Raw genomic sequence first — 19,249 nt, 5'->3', positions numbered from 1 at the left:
TCGAGTTCAGGGACACTGATCTCCAGCCTCAGCTTTCCTTTGCTAATGATGGATGATAACTGCCTTAACTGCCCTGGCAGACCGATGACACTCTCCGCCATATCGGCCGCACTGCGGAACAAGCGATTCTTGATTCTTCCGGCGCTAAAACGTTCCTTGATCAGCTTACGGCCAAAGGGCTCGGCCATATCTACGATGCTCAGGGAAGGATCGAGATGTTCGATTACACCTTCCATCGTTAGCAACGATTTACCGAGCAGCAGAATATCCGCAGGCATCACAACCCGGTGCCTCTGGGCTACGCCGAATAAATCATTTAACGCCTGACCCACACTAATCTTCGAAAAGGGAATATCGTAATATTTGGTACGCAACTTGTCCAAATCCACATGAAGACCACGCAGATCCATGTCATCTGGCATCATGCCGAGTTTCTCAATCGCCCGGATCATACTGTCCGTATCTTTGCGCATTAACCCAATAATAAGCGAAGCGAGCTGTTGTTTCATCTCATCACTCAGACTGCCCACCATACCGAAGTCTATAAAGGCAAGACGACCATCCTTCAATACCATCAGATTGCCCGGATGTGGGTCAGCGTGAAAGAAACCCTGAATAAAAATCTGATTCAATAATGAATCCACCAGCCGCTCGGCAATGTTATTCAGATCATGACCGCGTCTGACCAGTTCTTCACGATCATTAAGTTTGATACCTTCGATATACTCCATAGTGAGCACACGGGACGAAGTCTGATCCCAGTAAATTGCCGGGATTTTCACCTTGTTGTCCTGTTGGTATTGCTGTGCAATCTTTTCCGTATTGCGGCCTTCGACCGTATAATCCAGCTCGGCCATCAGTGCCTGAGCATATTCTTCGACCATTTGCGGAATCTGATATTGCTTCACCCAGTCCCAGCGCTTCTCGGCCATGGCTGTCAGTTCACGCAAGATATCCAGGTCACGCTGTACAATACGCGATATACCCGGCCGCTGAATCTTGATGGCTACCGATTCACCGCTTCGAAGTTTGCCGAGATGCACCTGTCCAATGCTGGCCGCAGCTACAGGGGTATCCTCGAACCGGGAAAAGATCTCCTCCAGCGGTGTATCCAATTCCTGTTCCAAAATACCCCGTGCCGTTTCGGAAGAGAACGGCGGGACCTGATCCTGCAACTTCACTAGCTCGCGAATGACAGACTCAGGCAATAGATCTGCCCTTGTGCTTGCGAGTTGCCCCAGCTTAACGAAAGCTGGCCCCAGCTCCTGCAGCACAAGCCTGATGCGCTCACTCAGCGTTTTGGTGGTGTGTGCTTCACGCGACATCCACCGTCTGGGCAGAGCCAGCAGCTGGAACAAACCCAGCTCCTCGACCATATAACCGAAGCCATGACGCACTAGCGCCATGGCAATTTCACGGTATCTGCCGACATGTTTGATTCGCACTGCCATCTACTCGATCTCGTTTCCTTTGAGAGGAGGAGGAACTTCAAGTGGAGCTGGGGATTCATCAGGTTGAAGCTGTGGTGATTGGCCCAGTTCGGCAAGTTTTTTCTCCAGTACAGCAACGCGCTGTTCCAGACTGGTTACATCACTTTCGGATGCCACACCAGCTTCCTGAAGCACTCGCTTGACCTGTTCCTGAATCATTCTCTTGAACTGACCCTGTTCTTCATCGCCCCGTTCCAGCAGACGTTCAACCAAAGCTTTGGATTCACCGGGCGCAAGTTCCCCGCGCTTGACCAAATCATCCACGGTTTTCTCAATTTTTTCTTTGCTTACAACAGTAAGACCAAGCCCTAACGAGATCGCCTTTTTGAACAAATCGCTCATTTTTGTCATCCTCCTCTTCGTTGATCTCTATATTATACCCCTTATACTCTGCATGCAAAGATGTCTGTCCGATCAGACGTAACGTGCAGCCCATTTGCCTGCTTGCAGCAGTAACTTCCGGTACGTTTCGTGTGCAAAAGACGGCACATGGTGACCCGGCATCAGATAAACAATACGCCCAACACCATATCGATGAGCCCAAACCGCAGGCTTTGGTCCATCTTCGGATTGATATTCCAGCAATATCTTCGTTTCGGCAAAAGAACCAAATTCGAACTGATACGGCTCTTCTTCCATTGTGAAATTCGAAATGCCCTCCGTCACGGGATGGCTTTCCGCCGTTACAGTGAATTCAAGCGGTGCATAGGCCGGATGATGCAGGAACTTGGCACCGATCATCTGTTTGAGTTCATAACGATTTTGGAGCGAAATGCCGTTATGTATAATGACCAGTCCACCTCCATTACTCACATAGGACAACAAACCTGCTGTCTGCTGAGGAGAGACTTTCCCTTTCCAATCGTCCATGTATGAGATACATACATCAAACCCGGTTATATTTTCTTGCAGCAACATATTCCGATTCTCACTGCACTGCACAGTCATAGTATCATGGAAAATTCGGCTAATCTCCGCATCCACACCTTGAAGCGGGTGCCAATCTGGATGTGTATAATCGCCAAGTAGTAATGCTTTTTTACGATGATCCATTCAATCAATCTCCTTCCTTGTTCACCTCACTGTATCAATCAACTACCAGGGGAGCTTCTCGCCCTTGTAGTCCACATATGCGGGCTGATCTCCTTTAAACTGTTCATGGCGGTCGATAAGTACTGCGATATGTTGTGCAGATTGCTCGGGCGTGAGATCCGCAGAAACATCCAATTCGCCCCTCATATAACTCTGTACCCAACCGGGATGCACAAGCATCACTTGTCCGCCTTCATCCTTCAGACCATTGTGCACAAGACGGGCCTGCATGTTCAAAGCAGCTTTGGACATACAATAGGCAAACCACCCATCCCGACTGCATTGCTCTATACTTCCAGCCTCGGAAGAGATATCAACAATCAGCTTGACCCGTCCTTGAAGAAGGAGGGGCAACAGGGAATGAGTCACACGCAGTGTACCTAAGGTGTTCACATTAAATACTTCAGCCATCTCCGCCATATTCAACGGCCCGCGGATATGATCCGTAATACTCCCTAGTATAGCCGCATTATTGATCAGCATATCCAAATGATTCGTATCCAGCTTCAATGTCTCCGTGAACAGAGCTACCGACAGGTCGTCCGCGATATCCAGTTCGATGGCGCGCAGATGGTCAGGATATCCTTCTGCAAGCATACGAATCCCCTCGGAATCTTCCACGTCCAGACCGGCCGCATACACAAGATACCCTCTCTTCAGCATCTGTGCCGTCAAAGCCAATCCCAATCCCCGAGCAGCTCCCGTTACACATACGGTTCTCATCATGATGTCCCTCCCTCGCCTAATGATTCTGTCTTTTATTCATTCCACATATTCATCTGAAAACCTTTAATTCAGAATGGGATCGCCAACTTCACGACCAAAGACTCATTAGGCAAAAGCAAGATTAGAGCCATTTTGCTTATTGAATTCAGCTATCTATTTGAGCTATAAAAAGCTGCTATTATCTCTGCATATATCGCTCCTGCCGATAGGCTAAACAATGTTCCACCCATCTTCGAGCGGCTGCCGGGTAAGAGCCCAGATGAACGTGCGTATACCCCGCCACGATGTTGCCTGCCGCATACCCTTCTTGCTTCAGGCTACGCAACCCCTTCGTCTCATACGCATAAGGGATCGTTTCTTCATCACGATAGGTCATTGTCGAATAATGAAATTCATGACCCCGGAGTACTTCACCCTTTTTCAGTAAAAAGGAATCCCGAACGCTACTCGCTTCACGATAGCCAAGCGCAGCTCGCTTCTTCTGCATCTGCACCTGTGCGGGGATAATGCCCGCCATGTCGAAGGTGACGCCCTCACGGTCGGTCAACGTTTCCCCGAGTACCATGTAACCGCCACATTCTGCGAATAAAGGCATGTTGGATTGTGCTGCCTGTCGAAGTCCTTCCAAGAACCCTTGGTTACCGGCAATCTCTGCTGCAAACTCCTCTGGAAATCCTCCACCCAAATAGATGCCATCCACATCCGTTGGAATACCTTCACCAGCGAGCGGACTGAAGTATTGTAATCGGGCCCCGGCTGCTTCGAGCAATTCCAGATTATCGGGATAATAGAAATTAAATGCCGCATCGCGCGCAACGGCAATGACAGGCTGCACCGCATATGATAGATGTCGATTATTAACGTGGATCACTGAATCGAATTGTGAATCGGAATTCGAGCCTGGTTCAGTATTAGCTAAATCCGTGTGGGCAGTCGTGGCCGGACTCCTTTCTTCTGCATTTAACGGCGGGGCGCTTGCTGCCAGCCCCAGCAGAAGATCCAGATCAGTGCCTTCCATCAGCACATCGGCAGCCCGTTGGAATAATGGCTCCAGTTCACCGCGCTCAATGGCAGGCACCAGTCCCAGATGTCTCTCAGGGATGGACATGTCCTCGTCCCGCTTCAGCCAGCCAACCACCGGAATGCCACACATCTGCTCAATGGCTTTTTTCACAATGGTATAATGACCCGCACTTCCACACCGGTTGACGATCACTCCGGCAATATTTAATTCAGGCTCCAACTGTTGAAAACCCAGGACAATCGCGGCCGCACTGCGAGCCATGCTGTGTACATCCACGACCAGGATTACAGGGGTCTGCGTGACTAGAGCAATCTCTGCAGTTGAGCCTGTATTACTGAGCGGATCTTTGCCATCATAGAGGCCCATAACGCCTTCTATAATGGAAATATCATGTCCTGCCGATGCTTTCTCGAACGTATGCCTCACGTACTCGGGCGATGTCATCCATGCATCCAGATTGCGTGACGGTCTGCCCGTAACAGCGGTATGGTATGTCGGATCAATATAGTCCGGGCCACATTTGAACCCTTGTACACTCAAACCACGCTGAGCGATTGCTCTCATTAGCCCCAAGGTTACTGTCGTTTTCCCTGCACCACTTCCGGTGCCTGCAATGATCAGTCGGGGTCTGGCGTTACGATCTGCAATGGTCATCGTCATATCCACCTTTTCTTCGAGATAACAAAAACTTCTGATCGAAGCACTATCAAGGATGAACCATTCGTGTTTTAGTTGTAACGTATAAATTCTATAATCTAAACAAAACCGCATCATATAGCGATGCGGTTAAGCTTAATGCACACTTTTTATTCATGAAGCGACGCCAAAAGCTTTTTGTCGAACTGATCTAAAAGCAGGCCACTAATCTCTAATCTTGGCCGCACGCCCTGCTGCAAAGTAACGTCCAAGCTCAACGATGAGTGCTCCCATCTTCTCTTCCTCCGGAATGACCAGTGCCTCAATGCCTTCTTCACGCATGGAGTTTGCTGTAACTTTACCTACAGACGCAGGAATTACACCTTGTCTGAAGGCTGCCAGCATCGGCTCAAGCTTGTCCTGGGAGGCCGCATATTGCGTCAGAAATCTGACCTGCGGTCCACTTGTGAACGCAACAGCATCTACCTCGAACTTTAGAATTTCATTCAATAGCTGTTCCAGCTCTGCCTCTTCCGGCGGTACATGGCGGTAAGGAAGCACTTGTCTGACAATTGCGCCTTGTTCTTCCAACCATGCGACAAGTTTGGGAGCTGTCTCCCCATGAAGCTGCAACATGACCTTTTTCCCTGCGAGATCATGTGGGGCGAATTCTCGAATGAGCCCGTCCGTGCTACCGTCATCATCTCGTACCAGCGGTGTTAACTTGCGCTTTTTGAGCGCATTCACCGTCTTGTATCCCCTTGCCGCAATTGAGGATTCCGATAATACATCCAACAATTGGCCTGCCACTTCCATATCCTCAGCCATTTCAAACAATGCATCCAATCCCATACCCGTAGTTAACACCGCCCAGTCTGGCGGGTCTGAGATCCAGGATACCAGCCCATCCCTGATACTCCGATCATCCAGGAATACGGTCCCCTGTGCCGGTCGCACAAGCGGGATTCCACCCATTTTTTCAACCAGTACGGACATTTCTTTCGATTTTCGTGGTCCTGTCAATGCTACACGCACACCTGCCAAATGTTGAGCCATTCATGTTCCCCCCGTTAGTTCAGCCGAATGTTCATCAGTCTGACTACAGTATACAGGGTACTTCTGTGAAGGGAAACTGTGCTTTTCCTCTTTTTGCCCGTTCATCTATAAGGATTTTTGATGGAATGCATCAGGAAGGCTGGAGTTCTCCGCCATGAGAATCTTTCCGCCTTTTCTCTCCGTCCTTCTCCGAATCAGCCGATTTTTGTTCCGGCTCATGCTTCTCTTTCTTTGACTGGTCTCCCGATCTCTGTTGGGTAGATTCTTTTTTATCCTTTTTGCGAGGACGAAGGAAAAGAAACAGCACAATGGGGAACAACACTTCAAAAACAATGGCAATCCATGTCCATTCCCGAGTGAAGCGATTGAGCTGAATGGCATTTCGGAAGAACCAGAATGCACAGACAAATCCGACGAGGGCAATCGGGCCTGTCAATACCTTTCCCGATACGTTCGGAATCATTCGCTTCAATCCCCAGCAGACAAAGTACAGGTCAAATGCAATCTTCGTGATCATCGTAGGCAAAGTCGCTGCTGCCAGCGCAAGGTCAAACCGATCCAAGAAGTCACTGATTTGCAATTGTCTTGCCAGTTCATAGGAGGGATACACCAACCTTGAAGCGATAGGGACTCCGATGGAGGTAATGGTCTCAACAAGGATTAGCATCATCAACAAGGCTGACAATAAAATGCCTGACACAACCGACTTAAATCGAAAATCACTGCCCTTGATAACAAAAGGCAATGCGATCATCTCTCCGTAAAACGAAAATATGTACCAACTCCCCTTGCCCACTCCCGCAACATCAACGTGAAAATACGGCATCAGGTTATCCATATTGATCTGTTGAATGAGCATGAAAGGCACAATCACGGAGTTTAAGAGAAACAATGTCACATACAACTCCGACATACCGATCAAGGAGCCGAGCCCACCTCTGACGATAAAAACTCCCATAACGATCAGTGATAACACAATGATGGAAATGGGGGTGGTCTCTAACAACGTTATGCTTATATAATCACCCGTTAACCGGATATCCCTAGCAAACACAAAGAAAAAAAACAAAATGTACATCAATCCTGCGAGCCTTCCCAAAAAGGGGAATCGCCCAGCAAGGGCTTGAAATAGATCCTGATCCGGAAATCTCCGCTGAACCCGACTTAACATCCACATTGATGCAAGCATCACTACGACTACAGGTATATACGAGAGATAAGCGTGTTGTTCCGCATAGTAGATAGCTTGCGCGTGAGGCTGAATTAACGTTCCTGAAATACTGAGCAGCAGCACGAGCAGGATCGTCTGACGGTGTGTCACTCTCTGATTCATAATATACCTCCTTTCCCTCTCGCGATCTCGCAAACTTAATGCATCCTGTCCACAACCTAGGGCAGGGGCAGTAAGCGCTGGATAATGTGGCTTATCCATACCGACACAAATAAGGTTTTGCTTAGATTAGTCACATAGAACCAAATACCTGTACCCACTGCTATCAAACTATAGGATAGCCAGCGATTAATGGCAGCTGCCTGTTTCAAATGTCTGAAATCCATCAGAATGACCGCGATTACCATGGCCAGGTAGGTAAATAAGAGTGGTTTAATCATGTACAACTTCATCCTCTCCGACGCCAATTGGTTTATTGCTCACCCCAACGTTTTCAATAATGACATGGGGAGTAACCGTCACCTCGACTTCAGGATATATGTCATCCCAGCGATCCTTCATCGTGTCCCACTTGGCTGGCAGATGTTGATGAATGGATCTTCCGATCCCAAGAATGTCCGCATGGTATTTTCCCTGTACCAACCGGACACCTTCCTCGATATCCAATTTTATTTTCTCGTGAATGGCTTCATGTAACTTCAGAATCTCATTCTCACGCCGATCACCATAATTGGATTCGTTATCTACGAGAACTCCCTTGGCATATAATTCAATATTCACGGTGACCTTGTCAGCCTTGATACTGGGATGCAGTGAAGCGTTGTTCTCGTTCAACTTGATGAACATATCTCCATCTCCGCCAGGAGCTTTAACCATAATCTCCGGCGCATTGGCCTCGCCCATAGCAAGAATGAGCGCATCAGCCGGAGCTTTGTCGATCATGCCAACCAGCTTATCTTTCTTGAAAATGGCCAATCCATCAAGCTTGATGTTTGTTTTGGCGTCCTTCCACCCTTTTGGAACATTGCTCACTTTCGAAGCGACAGGCAGGAATGGATCCACACCTTCACTAAGAATGGCATCTATAAACGTTTTAAGTGAACGTGGATTACGCATATTGAGGAAGCACAGTTCCCGCACCATCTCGGATGGAAACTTCTCTATAGGTGCATCCGTATCCATGACCTCATATGCTGAACCTTTTGTGACCACTGGCAATGCAGAGAATCGGTTCAGCGGATACCGCGTAAACAGATCAAGCATGGGGGCCACTCCATCCTTGGCAAGCTCCTCACCAATAAGCATCGTACGGCGATGCGCATAATAGATTGTTCGTGAGAGTTCCTTTTGACCTTCAATAGACGTACCATGCAATGATTTGGCTGTATTGGATAACATGAACCAGGATTTGTCCCCACTTGTACCCCCGCCACCTCCCGAACTGCCGGTAGAACCGGATTGACCGGGAAGTGCAATCTGCAGGCTGGATCTGTAGTTGTCTCCTTCCTTATCAACAGCTATGCCAATCACAAAAGCAATATCATTAATCTCCTTACGATCCCAGCAACCTGAAATAAAAGTGGTACATAACAACAGCGCTATCACTGCCCGGTACTTATATATGAACTGCATGGGTTCACCACCCTTCCTCAGCTTCAGGGGAACCGTTGATCTTTTCGGTCATCCGTTTCTGATCCCGATGTACCGTAGAAGGACGATTGATCATTTTCCACCATGGCACACGAATGAGAATGTCTTTGGTATCTGTTTTACTGTAAGGGCTAAGACCGGAGAGATATGGGACACCGAACGAAGTCATCTGTGTCAGATGCACAGAGATCAGGACCAAGCCGATGACGATGCCATATAATCCAAGCATACCTGCCAGTAACATGATCGGAAATCGGAGAAGACGCACCGTAATCGCAAAGTTAAATCGCGGGATCGTGAAGGAAGCTATACCTGTCATGGATACGATAATAACCATCGGGGCGGACACAATCCCGGCCTGAACCGCAGCCTGCCCAATCACAAGTGCGCCGAGAATACTGACGGCCTGCCCCACTGTTTTGGGTAACCTGACCCCGGCTTCCCGAAGGGCTTCGAACGATAGCTCCATAATGAGCGCCTCAACCAAAGCCGGAAAAGGAATGGCTTCCCGGGCACCTGCGATACTTAGAATCAGCGTAGTTGGCAGCATGTCCTGATGAAATGTTGTAATAGAGATATACAAGGCTGGCAGGAACAGAGCGATGGCTACGAACAGGAAGCGAATCCAGCGCACCAGATTACTGATGAAGAATCGCTCGTAATAATCCTCACTGGCTTGCAGCATCTGCCACATCGTGACTGGAGCAATCAGCGCGAATGGGGTTCCATCTACCATAATGGCAAAGCGTCCTTCCAACAGATTGCCTGCAACGGTATCCGGCCGCTCCGAGTAGTGCATCTGAGGGAAAGGCGAATACGGATGATCTTCAATCAATTCCTCGATATAACCCGTTTCCAGGATGCCATCAATATTGATTTTTTCCAGACGTTTCTTGACATCTTGAATCGTTTTTGGATCAGCAATACCTTCCAGATAGGTCAGCACAATATCGGTCTTGGTTTCTGTGCCAAGAGTCATGCTTACCATCTTGAGAGAAGGTGTTTTCAGCTTGAAGCGCAGCAAAGCCGTATTCACGCGCAGTGTTTCGGTAAACCCCTCCCGCGGTCCCCGAATCACGGATTCTGTCTGCGGTTCCTCCACACCACGTCTGACGCCGCCTTTGACATTGAACATCCAGGCTTCGCTACTTCCATCGACCACCAGAAGTGCGGAGGATGCCAGCACCCCTTCTGTCGCAGCAGCCCAGCTTTCAACGCGCTTCACCTGGGTCAGCTCAACGGTTGTATCGTCCAGCGGAACATCGGGTTCATCTGTGCGCTGCTGCACCAAACCTCGAATAATCGGACGCAGCATGTGTTCCTGGATATCAGCCGAATTAACAATGCCTTCGATGTAGACCAGAAGTCCTTTCACTTCAGGCGTAATCATGACGTTGCGAAAAACCACATCCGAGCAATCGGAGAATATCTCCTTTACCGCCTGAATCTGAGTTTCATGTACTGCACTAATCGGCTGCCGAAGAAAAGGCGGGGATGGCAGTCCCAAAGGGAAATGTTTTTTCTCTTCTGAAGCTCGTCCCGGTTGTCGGGACTTGTCCTTCCCAGATGTTTTGTCCGCCATATGCCGCCCCTCCGTTCTTGTTTTTATACAAGGTAGCTTGTGCCAGACAGCTGGGAATTATGTGGTCTTTTTTGCAAAATTACGATTAAATTCTCTGAGTTTTCAGACAGCAAAAAAGGCCTCTGTATTTAACAGAGACCTCTGGGATGTTCCAAGTTCTATAGTTACTTATAAGTTAATCCGCAAAATAATCTTCAGGCACATAACGAATCTCCGACTTCGCATAGATGCTTAGCGTGTGACTCTCCCTGTCGTACACAACCCGTTCACCTTCTACGTAGTACCAGTGTTTCAAAAGGGGCTGATCTTTGCGTTGGACGAAACGAAATACGTTCAGTTCCTGTCTAAGCTCCATAATCTGTTCCACAATCTGCTCGTCCAGACCCGTAACGGTAAATATGAAGCCTGTATCTTCCTGTTGGAACCGATAGGACAGCGAATCTGTTTTGCTATTAGCTAATCCTCGCCCGGTCACCGCATGTTTAACCATAAACCATTCCTGTTGCGCCATACGTGTATATCCTCCTTCATCTTGGAGTTCATTTCATCAGCCATCTACGGCAAATCAATAATCATATAGAACGTATCTTCGTTTCCTTGCAGTTCGATTGAATCCCGCTGTTCCACACGAGCCGTGTCGCCTTCGTTCAACAGGTACTCTCCATCCAACCCCAGCTTGCCTTCGATGGAGAAAATGTACATCCGGCGGCCCGAATCCTGATTAAAGGTTAACGTTTCGTCTTTGGCTAATCGGCCAAGGTAGATCGTCATATCCTGATGAATGGTCGCAACTCTTGGTCCCCCATCTGGGGATACAATCGGCACGAGTGCTCCTGCCAATGCCGCTGGATCAAATGATGTGGTCTCATACGAGGGCTCCAACCCTTTTGTCTGTGGCATGAACCAGAGCTGAAGCAAACGTACTTCTTCGGTATCGGATGCATTATGTTCGGTATGAATCATGCCACTGCCTGCTGACATTCGCTGAATACTACCGAAACCTGTAACGGCTACATTGCCCAGGTTATCTTCATGTCGCAACTTGCCGTTCAGTACGATGGATACAATCTCCATGTCACTATGCGGGTGAGCTCCAAAACCGCGACCAGGCGCAATCACATCGTCGTTCGCTACCCGCATCGGTCCAAACGCCGTATTCTCCGGGTCTTGGTATTCTCCGAATGAAAAGCTGTGACTGCCACGGAGCCAGCCTCGATCGAAGCTGGAGCGGGCTTCGGATGGAATGACGTTAATCATAAATTGCATCCTCCTTATTTTTTCTTAGTAGCATACTTATTCTCATTGTAACAAACCTCAGGCATGTCGTCCAAACGAAAAAAGTTCTCTACTGATCAGCCCGGTTCGCAAATCAATTCCCGAACCGGCCTGGCCAATAAAGAACCTCGTTACAGGACTAATCCTGCACTTCATTATTTTTTAACAATCGTTAGTCAATTCAAGCACTCACATTCTGGCGAGCGTTCCCCTGTCTGGAGAACAGATAATCCACGGCCAGGAAGCGGCTTCCTGTGAAGAGCAGTGTCAGGGAACCCGCAAGCAGCAGGTAATCTAACTCGGTACCACTCAGGAACGGCTCACCCATTTTGGCTGTAAACAGAACGCCAACCATCACGATGGCAAACAGGGCAGCAAACACACGTGTTCCCAGACCCAGAATCATCGCTGCACCACCTACCAACTCAATGATGGCTACAACGGATGCAAGAAATCCGGGAATACCGATACTTTCGAAGAAACCTACTGTACCGCTGATTCCACCTTCGAATTTACTCCAGCCATGCAATACAAAGATCAAACCGATCATAATCCTTGAGAAAAGTAATCCAATCTCTACACTTTTATTATTCATGTTCATCTTCCTTTCTCATTATATTCGACTTCAATTTAGCCCAATTAATCTATCCGATGGACCAAACAAACAAGATAGACAGCAATAGAAAAACAGTAGCCGACATCAAAACAGCATAACGTGGCAATCTCAGCGTCACGTCCTGTTCCGGGTCGAGCAGACGTGAAATTCGGACATTCACCGACGTATCCGCAAATGAGGACTGAACGGTCAGTTCCTTTGCCCCCCTAGGTTCAGGACAAGCACGAAGCAGCTTGAGCAAAGCACTTCCAATGCTTGCCACATTGCCTGTACGCTCAATAGCCTCGTTGTCTGCCAGAATTTCTCTAACGATATTGTAATGTTTCGAAGTATGCTTCAATACGGGAATATATGGCATCATGATTGCAAATACCGATAACAGTGTCGTCTTCAGTGGGTCACGGTGCCACAGATGATGGACTTCGTGGTACACAACTGCCGTCTCCTCTTCTGCATCCAGCATCGTCAGAAGCCCCGTGGAGAGTACGATGCAAGGCCTCCATAAACCAATTGTAAATGCAACCGGAGAATGCTTGTCCACCACAATGAATCCCGGCTGTCCGAGATGGTGATACTTGGACTCCAGTTCGCGGGACAATGCACGCACTTCCATGGAGCGAAGCTTACGTACGGCTGCTCTGGTTTTCATCATACGCACCATTAGCAACCAACCTGTTCCCGCAAATGTCAGCAATACCAGTGCCAGCAGGAAATGTCCCACGGATAACCAACCGAGTCGACTCATCCAATGATTGCAGAGCCAGAGCAGGTTAAACGGGATATCCCAGCCAAAAATTTTGTACATCGCGTACATGAACATCTGCATGAACACGAGTAACGGAATGCCAAACCCGACGGTAAACAAAAGTTTCGAGCGGGTCTTCCACATCTTAATCGCTATCCTTTTTCCATTGTTTGATCTTCTGTTCCAGGCGTTCAATCAGACCCGCATCTGCTTCGTCCAGCGCATCCAGCATATGATTCAATGCCAAAGCTCCGAATTCATCCACCAACTCATGTGACAGTTCCTTGGATTGGTCGTTCATAAACTCCTCCTTACTCTGTACCGGTTGGTACAAAGATGTTCTGCCCTTTTGTGACTTTCCGAGAAGTCCCTTGTCTACGAGCCGGTTCATCACGGTCATGACTGTATTAAAATTGACGTCTTTGTCTTGTTCAAGTGCGGTCTGCACTTCACGGATGCTGCTGCCAGGACGAGCCCATAAAATGTCCATGATCTTGGCTTCCAGTGGACCAAAAAATCGGTTGAGCCCACGCTCACCCACTTTGAAATTGTGTATTCTCATTTTCTGACACCCCTCACACTACCCATTGTAGTGCCAACAAATGAGAAGTCAACCTCTATGTCAGCTATTTTATGTAAATGATTTGTAAATTTGTTTTCCATTTCAGTAAAAAAGGCCAAAGACCGGGAAATTCCGCACGTTCGCGGTTTTCCCGGTCTTCCCCAAATATTAGTCCGTATGATGTTGCGAGTACAGGGTCAAACTGCACTTTATTTTCCATCCTGTGACGGCATATGTGCAGAAATATCCACGCCGAGTCCATGAGCCAAACGTCCGCCAAGCTGTCCATCCGCCCGGAAGAAATGGCATAGAGCACGCATTTGAATATCAACAGATACGCCCTTAAGGTCATTGATCAGATTATCCAGCAAATGCTGCTGCTCTACAGGAGTAAATGAACGGAAAAGCTCACCTGACTGTGTGTAATCATCCGTCTTCTCGATTTTCTCTCTTGTAACATGCCCTTGCAACGGAACCTGACTGTCCCGGTATGCCGGATCTTCTTGCGGGCTGTTTCCTGAACTGTTGGGTTCATAGTTCACCGGAGATGGGTCCTGATTCACATTCATGAGTCCATCACGCTGATAATTACGAACAGGTGCGTACGGGCAATTCACCGGAATTTGCAAATAGTTCGTTCCAAGTCGATGCCGCTGTGTATCCGGATAGGAGAATAGGCGTCCTTGCAGCAATTTATCTTCGGAAGGCTCAATTCCAGGTACAAGCGCACTAGGAGAAAAGGCTGCCTGCTCCACTTCAGCAAAGAAGTTTTGCGGATTCCGATTCAGGGTCATGGTGCCCACCGTATGGAACGGTAATACATCTTCAGGCCATGTTTTGGTTGGGTCGAGCGGATCAAAAGCAAAATCATCCATTTGCTCTGGCTTCAAAAGCTGTACCTGTAACTTCCACTGCGGGTATTGCCCGTTCTTGATATGTTCATGCAGGTCCCGGGTAGCATGATTAAAGTCCTGTCCTTGTACCTCGGCAGCTTCCTGACGAGAGAAGCCTCGCACGCCTTGTGCAGACTCCCACTTATATTTCACATAATGGACTTGCCCCTGTGCATTGATCCATTTGAAAGCATGTACGCCGAAACCATCCATCTCCCGATAACTTGCTGGTGTACCCAGATCAGAGAACAACCAGGTCATCATATGTGTTGATTCCGGTGAGAGGGTCATAAAGTCCCAATAACGAGCTGGTTCCTGAATGTTTGTATCTGGAGCCGGCTTCAAGGAATGCACCATGTCCGGGAACTTCATGGCATCACGAATGAAGAAAACGGGCAGATGGTTGCCTACGATATCATAGTTGCCTTCCCGTGTGTAGAATTTGACGGCAAATCCACGTGGATCTCGTGCAGTCTCGGGTGATCCCGTACCGTGAATAACGGTCGAAAAACGAACCAGCACATCCGTCTCCGTACCCGGATCTTGCAGGAAGTCCGCTGTTGTATACTCCTTCATACTCTGCTCTAGCGTGAATACACCATGAGCGCCTGCTCCTCTTGCATGTACAACTCTTTCGGGAATACGTTCACGGTCAAAGTGGGCTATTTTCTCAATGAGATGGTAGTCTTCAAGCAGTGTTGGTCCTCTTCTGCCTGCTGTGCGGGAATTCTGGTTGTCACCTACAGGTGCTCCCTGATTCGTTGTCATACGTTCTGTCATCATGTCGTCCTCCTCTAATGGGTCTCACGGCTGCTATATGTCTACTATTAAAATCATATTCGGCTTCAGTTTAAATATACATTTAGACTTGATCTAACTGTTAAATTGATTCTAACATGTCCCACTCTGCTCTTGCATGAGGTTCACATGAGATTAAGATGAGGTTCTTCAACACTTCATGAATGAACTATGAACATGTTTTTAAGGGAATGATTCTGATCTGCCTATCTATTAGGGAGTACCCGAAAAAGCATGAAGTGAAAGATAAAATTTGGGCAAAAAAAAAGCGGACTAATCCGCCAGGCGGTAGCCCACTCCTCTTACTGTTACAATATATTGCGGCGAAGACGCATTATCGCCCAATTTTTTGCGCAAGCTTTTGATATGAACATCGACCACATTACTTCCACCCGTAAAGTCCGTCTCCCAGATATCGCTGAGCATCTCCTCACGGGAAATGACTGCACCTTTGGCATCAATCAGCTTGAGTAACAGATCATATTCGGTCTTGGTTAGATGAATCCGGTTATTATCGCGCTGTACACTCATCCGTTCACGATCGAGCCACAAATCCTTAAATCCGATACGGTGCCCTTCCTCAGGCAAAAACCCACGATTGGGCAAAGCAGGACTGTTGCCAATCATGCGCTGCACCCGGTAAAGTGCTTCCTGCGGGCGTGCAGGCCACACCAGCAATTCCTCCTGAAGCATCGGTCCACTCGCGCTGCCAATCATCTTCTCACCGACCAGATACAGACAAGGGGTTGTATGCTCAGCCTCACGATTCAATCGGCTGCTAATGCCAGCAAAAGCATCGATAGTTCCGGCCACAGACAGGTCATAGATCAACAGATCAAAGACAAGACGCTCATGCAGATCCGGTTCCCAGCGATGGAAGACCAGTACATCAAAGCAGCTATCCGTTAAGGCTTTTACCAGTTCATGAACCTGACCCGGCATCGGGCTGATCAGAATAACACGCCGTGTAACAGGACAATTGTCCACAAGCGGTGCTGCATCGGACAAGGCTGGTTTAACCCTAAGGGGTAAACGGCGGCCAGGCAGTTTTATTTTTACTTGATCCGTTTGTTTCTGCATTCCCCGCAGACACCTCCAAAGACCACATGAGCATGATCGATTGCATATCCGGTTTCTTCAGCTACCTGTTTCATCCATTGTGGAGGAACCTCCGTCATCACCTCGTCCACTTTGCCACACACTTCACACATGATGTGCTGATGATCATCCATACGGGCATCGTACCGGCTTGCTGTCTCTCCGAGTTTAAGTTCCCGTATCAATTCTTTGTCCGTCAGATAACGAAGAGAATTATACACCGTACCATAGGCCAGATTATACCCTTGTTCCACGAGTCGATTCATGACATCAGCAGCTGTTGGGTGATCCTCCGAATGACGCACCACATCATATACCGCTTGCCGTTGTATCGTCAGATTTAAAGTTCTCACAACCATTTCTCCTTTATTATTGATCCATTTTATATGAAATCAGACACTAATCTTCTACTTATGATGGTCTTCCCAAAAAGAAAGAATAAACTTTGATTTAGATTAAGTATAAATCTTATTGTATATTGAAGTCAATATCGCTCTAACTTCCTGTATATGCAAATAAAACACCTTTCCCAGCAATCCCCTCATAAATTTGGGATAATATGGTTCGCTACAGCACCACTTTTCAGATAAAATATAGGGATGTGCATATAAAGGGGGAATGTCGGTTGTTTAGCACTTTTTTCATTAATATCTGTGTCATGATTACGTTTATGTATGTGTCCGGGATCATCGCAAAGTTCTATAGTATCCGATTGCCTTTTCCCTCGTTACGTGTTCAGTTGATCGGCGGCTTATTGTTCGGTATATATGGCACAGTACTCATGAACTATTCTTTCCCTCTGAACGAAACTACGATTGTAGACCTACGTCATCTGGCCATCGTTACCGCAGCGGTATATATGGGAGGATTGGCTTCGGTCGTTACGGGGTTCATGATCTCGGTCCTTCGTATTCTGATGTTCGGCTTATCATCCTCTGCCATAGATGCAGGATTTGTCATGACTCTGATCGGACTGTCCGGTGTATACTTCGCCTATGCTCCCTGGTCCAGACTGACCAAAATAATTACAATGAATCTGCTTGGCATGACATTAATCTTTATCATCCTTATGTTGAATACAGACAGCATGAATTCATTAATGAAGATATATCCGTTACAAATGACCATTTCCTTTGCCGGTGGATTATTTATCTATTTCATCGCAGAATTCATTAATAAATCCAATGAAATGTTATTTCTATTGGAAAAAAGAGCATCTACCGATCATCTTACCAACCTTAGCAATCGACGACAGTTCGAAAAATCACTTCAACTGGAACTCCAGCGTGCGCGGGATTACCAACAGAAGCTTTCCTTGCTTGCCATTGATATTGACCGATTCAAAAAGGTAAATGACACCTATGGTCATTCCGCCGGCGATGCGGTCCTGAAGCAACTTGGACAACTGCTCGTTGAGCATGCACGTTCTGCTGATATCGTGTCACGAAACGGTGGGGAAGAATTCGCCATTCTCTTGCTCGACTGTGGACACCGTCAGGCCGTGGCTACCGCCGAATCTATCCGGCAGGCTGTAGAGAAATACCATTTTGCTCTGCCCGACGGGCACACGACACGTCTAACCATCTCCATTGGTGTAGCCGTGTATCCCGATCATTGTGATGATCATGACGATGACGACTTCTTCGAACAGGCCGACCGTGCTTTATATGAAGCGAAGAATACAGGGCGTAATCGCGTGTGTGCCTTACCACTTCGCTCTCTGCCTCTTACGCTTTAAAGCAAGATCCAACCTTTCAATGAATCTAACCTTTCAACGTTCTCCAAAAAAGGGATGTCTCGTTCGCCTATTCAGGCGCACAGGACATCCCTTGCTTTATGGATTATTATATATCATCTCAGCTTGTGTGCTGGCAGGAGATCAAGCAAGGATGCTCTCAATCTCCTCGATAATGGCAGCATCCAGCTTCACGCCAGATGCAGCCGCGTTTTCTTTTACCTGCTCGGGACGACTCGCCCCTACAAGTGCACTGGATACATTGTTCTGGCGCAGAATCCAGGCAAGGGCCAGTTGGCCAACCTTCAGATCCAGCCTGTCCGCCACTTCAATCAGCTGACGAACTTTCCCGATACGATCCGCATTGATCTTTCCTTCGTCCCATCCTAGCTTGGCAGCACGGCTATTCTCTGGGATATCGGAAACGGACGTATATTTCCCGGTTAATAGACCTTGAGCAAGCGGGGAGTATACAACTTGTCCGATGCCTTTACGCTCGCCGAGCGGGATAATTTCATTTTCGATATAACGGTCAAACATGTTGTACACCGGCTGATTGACCACGATACGATCCAGGAGCAGACGGTCTGCTGTACCCAACGCAGCTTCCATCTGAGCCGCAGTCCACTGGCTGACGCCTACATATAACACTTTGCCTTGTCGTACCAGATCATCGAGCGCGCGGAGTGTTTCTTCAATTGGTGTTTCGGTATGATAACGATGGCAGTAATAGATATCCACATATTCAACGCCCAGGCGCTTCAAGCTGGCTTCACATTGCTCCTTGATATGTTTGCGAGACAACCCCTGGTCATTCGGACCATCACCCATTTTGCCAAATACTTTGGTTGCGAGTACATAAGAGTCACGGGAGTACGCTTTGAGCGTCTGCCCAAGCAGTTCTTCTGCTGCACCCCGTTCGTATACATTGGCTGTATCAAAAAAGTTGATGCCTTCATCAAATGCAGTTTCAATTGATTTCACCGCATTCTCACGTTCCACATACCCTCCGTACGTCAGCCAGCTTCCCAGGCTGATCTCGCTTACTTTCAGTCCGCTTGCACCTAATCTGCGATAATCCATTGATTGCATATCCTCCT

The 19,249-nt window shown here is 47.9% G+C and carries 20 protein-coding genes; 1 reads left to right on the top strand and 19 read right to left on the bottom strand.

Annotation, left to right across the window (positions count from 1 at the left end; translation table 11 throughout):
• The 18 genes from J2X75_RS20115 to J2X75_RS20030 all read right to left on the bottom strand — a co-directional run.
• Positions 1-1,451: ABC1 kinase family protein (locus tag J2X75_RS20115; RefSeq protein WP_310339461.1), on the bottom strand; the 1,451-nt coding region annotated here is incomplete at its 3' end.
• Positions 1,452-1,832 carry a phasin family protein gene (locus J2X75_RS20110; RefSeq protein WP_091036091.1) on the bottom strand — a complete coding sequence of 127 codons (381 nt, stop codon included), beginning with the start codon at positions 1,830-1,832 and terminating at the stop codon, positions 1,452-1,454.
• Between the two features lie 72 nt (positions 1,833-1,904).
• Positions 1,905-2,543 (bottom strand): ThuA domain-containing protein, encoded by a 639-nt coding sequence (locus J2X75_RS20105; protein WP_074092596.1) that lies wholly within the window; start codon positions 2,541-2,543, stop codon positions 1,905-1,907.
• Positions 2,544-2,585: 42 nt separating this feature from the next.
• Positions 2,586-3,308, bottom strand: a complete 723-nt coding sequence (locus tag J2X75_RS20100; RefSeq protein WP_307541586.1) for an SDR family oxidoreductase — start codon at positions 3,306-3,308, stop codon at positions 2,586-2,588.
• Positions 3,309-3,486: 178 nt separating this feature from the next.
• Entirely contained in the window at positions 3,487-4,986 is a 1,500-nt protein-coding gene (locus J2X75_RS20095; RefSeq protein WP_310339457.1) for a cobyrinic acid a,c-diamide synthase CobB, read from the bottom strand.
• 207 nt (positions 4,987-5,193) lie between these two features.
• On the bottom strand, positions 5,194-6,024 hold the full coding sequence (locus tag J2X75_RS20090) for a uroporphyrinogen-III synthase (protein ID WP_310339455.1): 831 nt from the start codon (positions 6,022-6,024) through the stop codon (positions 5,194-5,196).
• A gap of 130 nt (positions 6,025-6,154) precedes the next feature.
• Positions 6,155-7,357, bottom strand: coding sequence for a GerAB/ArcD/ProY family transporter (locus tag J2X75_RS20085; protein ID WP_310339453.1), 1,203 nt, complete (start codon positions 7,355-7,357; stop codon positions 6,155-6,157).
• 56 nt (positions 7,358-7,413) lie between these two features.
• Positions 7,414-7,635, bottom strand: a complete 222-nt coding sequence (locus tag J2X75_RS20080; protein ID WP_310339450.1) for a hypothetical protein — start codon at positions 7,633-7,635, stop codon at positions 7,414-7,416.
• Positions 7,628-8,827 carry a Ger(x)C family spore germination protein gene (locus J2X75_RS20075; protein WP_307541576.1) on the bottom strand — a complete coding sequence of 400 codons (1,200 nt, stop codon included), beginning with the start codon at positions 8,825-8,827 and terminating at the stop codon, positions 7,628-7,630. The genes J2X75_RS20080 and J2X75_RS20075 overlap by 8 nt, the downstream gene beginning before the upstream one ends.
• A gap of 4 nt (positions 8,828-8,831) precedes the next feature.
• Positions 8,832-10,427: a spore germination protein gene (locus J2X75_RS20070; protein WP_310339448.1), complete on the bottom strand. Its 1,596-nt coding sequence runs from the start codon at positions 10,425-10,427 to the stop codon at positions 8,832-8,834.
• A gap of 175 nt (positions 10,428-10,602) precedes the next feature.
• A complete protein-coding gene (locus J2X75_RS20065) occupies positions 10,603-10,938 on the bottom strand; it encodes a hypothetical protein (RefSeq protein ID WP_310339446.1) in 336 nt (111 codons plus the stop codon).
• 44 nt (positions 10,939-10,982) lie between these two features.
• Positions 10,983-11,684 carry a pirin family protein gene (locus tag J2X75_RS20060; protein WP_310339444.1) on the bottom strand — a complete coding sequence of 234 codons (702 nt, stop codon included), beginning with the start codon at positions 11,682-11,684 and terminating at the stop codon, positions 10,983-10,985.
• A 199-nt stretch (positions 11,685-11,883) separates the two neighbouring features.
• Entirely contained in the window at positions 11,884-12,297 is a 414-nt protein-coding gene (locus J2X75_RS20055; RefSeq protein ID WP_307541570.1) for a DoxX family protein, read from the bottom strand.
• Positions 12,298-12,346: 49 nt separating this feature from the next.
• Positions 12,347-13,207, bottom strand: a complete 861-nt coding sequence (locus J2X75_RS20050; protein WP_124116615.1) for a M56 family metallopeptidase — start codon at positions 13,205-13,207, stop codon at positions 12,347-12,349.
• A gap of 1 nt (position 13,208) precedes the next feature.
• A complete protein-coding gene (locus tag J2X75_RS20045; RefSeq protein ID WP_017691824.1) occupies positions 13,209-13,625 on the bottom strand; it encodes a BlaI/MecI/CopY family transcriptional regulator in 417 nt (138 codons plus the stop codon).
• 209 nt (positions 13,626-13,834) lie between these two features.
• The gene (locus J2X75_RS20040; RefSeq protein ID WP_150365873.1) at positions 13,835-15,298 is read right to left on the bottom strand and encodes a catalase; all 1,464 of its coding nucleotides are present in this window, start codon (positions 15,296-15,298) and stop codon (positions 13,835-13,837) included.
• A 291-nt stretch (positions 15,299-15,589) separates the two neighbouring features.
• Positions 15,590-16,396 carry a winged helix-turn-helix transcriptional regulator gene (locus J2X75_RS20035; RefSeq protein WP_091012746.1) on the bottom strand — a complete coding sequence of 269 codons (807 nt, stop codon included), beginning with the start codon at positions 16,394-16,396 and terminating at the stop codon, positions 15,590-15,592.
• On the bottom strand, positions 16,372-16,767 hold the full coding sequence (locus J2X75_RS20030; protein WP_036612807.1) for a Fur family transcriptional regulator: 396 nt from the start codon (positions 16,765-16,767) through the stop codon (positions 16,372-16,374). The genes J2X75_RS20035 and J2X75_RS20030 overlap by 25 nt, the downstream gene beginning before the upstream one ends.
• Positions 16,768-17,039: 272 nt before the next feature.
• Here J2X75_RS20030 and J2X75_RS20025 point away from each other — a divergent pair, with 272 nt between their 5' ends.
• Positions 17,040-18,152 carry a GGDEF domain-containing protein gene (locus tag J2X75_RS20025; RefSeq protein ID WP_310339439.1) on the top strand — a complete coding sequence of 371 codons (1,113 nt, stop codon included), beginning with the start codon at positions 17,040-17,042 and terminating at the stop codon, positions 18,150-18,152.
• 141 nt (positions 18,153-18,293) lie between these two features.
• Here J2X75_RS20025 and J2X75_RS20020 read toward each other — a convergent pair whose 3' ends face one another.
• Positions 18,294-19,232, bottom strand: a complete 939-nt coding sequence (locus J2X75_RS20020; protein WP_310339437.1) for an aldo/keto reductase family protein — start codon at positions 19,230-19,232, stop codon at positions 18,294-18,296.
• Positions 19,233-19,249 lie beyond the last annotated feature (17 nt).

This window comes from Paenibacillus sp. 2003, assembly GCF_031455635.1.
Classification (GTDB): Bacteria; Bacillota; Bacilli; order Paenibacillales; family Paenibacillaceae; genus Paenibacillus; species Paenibacillus amylolyticus_B.
Note: the sequence above shows the minus strand (reverse complement) of the source record. Positions and strands in the feature narration are given on the sequence as shown.

Bases quoted from the DNA above. Each gene is read 5' to 3' on its own strand.
- J2X75_RS20110 (WP_091036091.1), bottom strand. From the start codon at position 1,832: ATGAGCGATTTGTTCAAAAAGGCGATCTCGTTAGGGCTTGGTCTTACT.
- J2X75_RS20105 (WP_074092596.1), bottom strand. From the start codon at position 2,543: ATGGATCATCGTAAAAAAGCATTACTACTTGGCGATTATACACATCCA.
- J2X75_RS20100 (WP_307541586.1), bottom strand. From the start codon at position 3,308: ATGATGAGAACCGTATGTGTAACGGGAGCTGCTCGGGGATTGGGATTG.
- J2X75_RS20095 (WP_310339457.1), bottom strand. From the start codon at position 4,986: ATGACCATTGCAGATCGTAACGCCAGACCCCGACTGATCATTGCAGGC.
- J2X75_RS20090 (WP_310339455.1), bottom strand. From the start codon at position 6,024: ATGGCTCAACATTTGGCAGGTGTGCGTGTAGCATTGACAGGACCACGA.
- J2X75_RS20085 (WP_310339453.1), bottom strand. From the start codon at position 7,357: ATGAATCAGAGAGTGACACACCGTCAGACGATCCTGCTCGTGCTGCTG.
- J2X75_RS20080 (WP_310339450.1), bottom strand. From the start codon at position 7,635: ATGATTAAACCACTCTTATTTACCTACCTGGCCATGGTAATCGCGGTC.
- J2X75_RS20075 (WP_307541576.1), bottom strand. From the start codon at position 8,827: ATGCAGTTCATATATAAGTACCGGGCAGTGATAGCGCTGTTGTTATGT.
- J2X75_RS20070 (WP_310339448.1), bottom strand. From the start codon at position 10,427: ATGGCGGACAAAACATCTGGGAAGGACAAGTCCCGACAACCGGGACGA.
- J2X75_RS20065 (WP_310339446.1), bottom strand. From the start codon at position 10,938: ATGGCGCAACAGGAATGGTTTATGGTTAAACATGCGGTGACCGGGCGA.
- J2X75_RS20060 (WP_310339444.1), bottom strand. From the start codon at position 11,684: ATGATTAACGTCATTCCATCCGAAGCCCGCTCCAGCTTCGATCGAGGC.
- J2X75_RS20055 (WP_307541570.1), bottom strand. From the start codon at position 12,297: ATGAATAATAAAAGTGTAGAGATTGGATTACTTTTCTCAAGGATTATG.
- J2X75_RS20050 (WP_124116615.1), bottom strand. From the start codon at position 13,207: ATGTGGAAGACCCGCTCGAAACTTTTGTTTACCGTCGGGTTTGGCATT.
- J2X75_RS20045 (WP_017691824.1), bottom strand. From the start codon at position 13,625: ATGAGAATACACAATTTCAAAGTGGGTGAGCGTGGGCTCAACCGATTT.
- J2X75_RS20040 (WP_150365873.1), bottom strand. From the start codon at position 15,298: ATGACAGAACGTATGACAACGAATCAGGGAGCACCTGTAGGTGACAAC.
- J2X75_RS20035 (WP_091012746.1), bottom strand. From the start codon at position 16,396: ATGCAGAAACAAACGGATCAAGTAAAAATAAAACTGCCTGGCCGCCGT.
- J2X75_RS20020 (WP_310339437.1), bottom strand. From the start codon at position 19,232: ATGGATTATCGCAGATTAGGTGCAAGCGGACTGAAAGTAAGCGAGATC.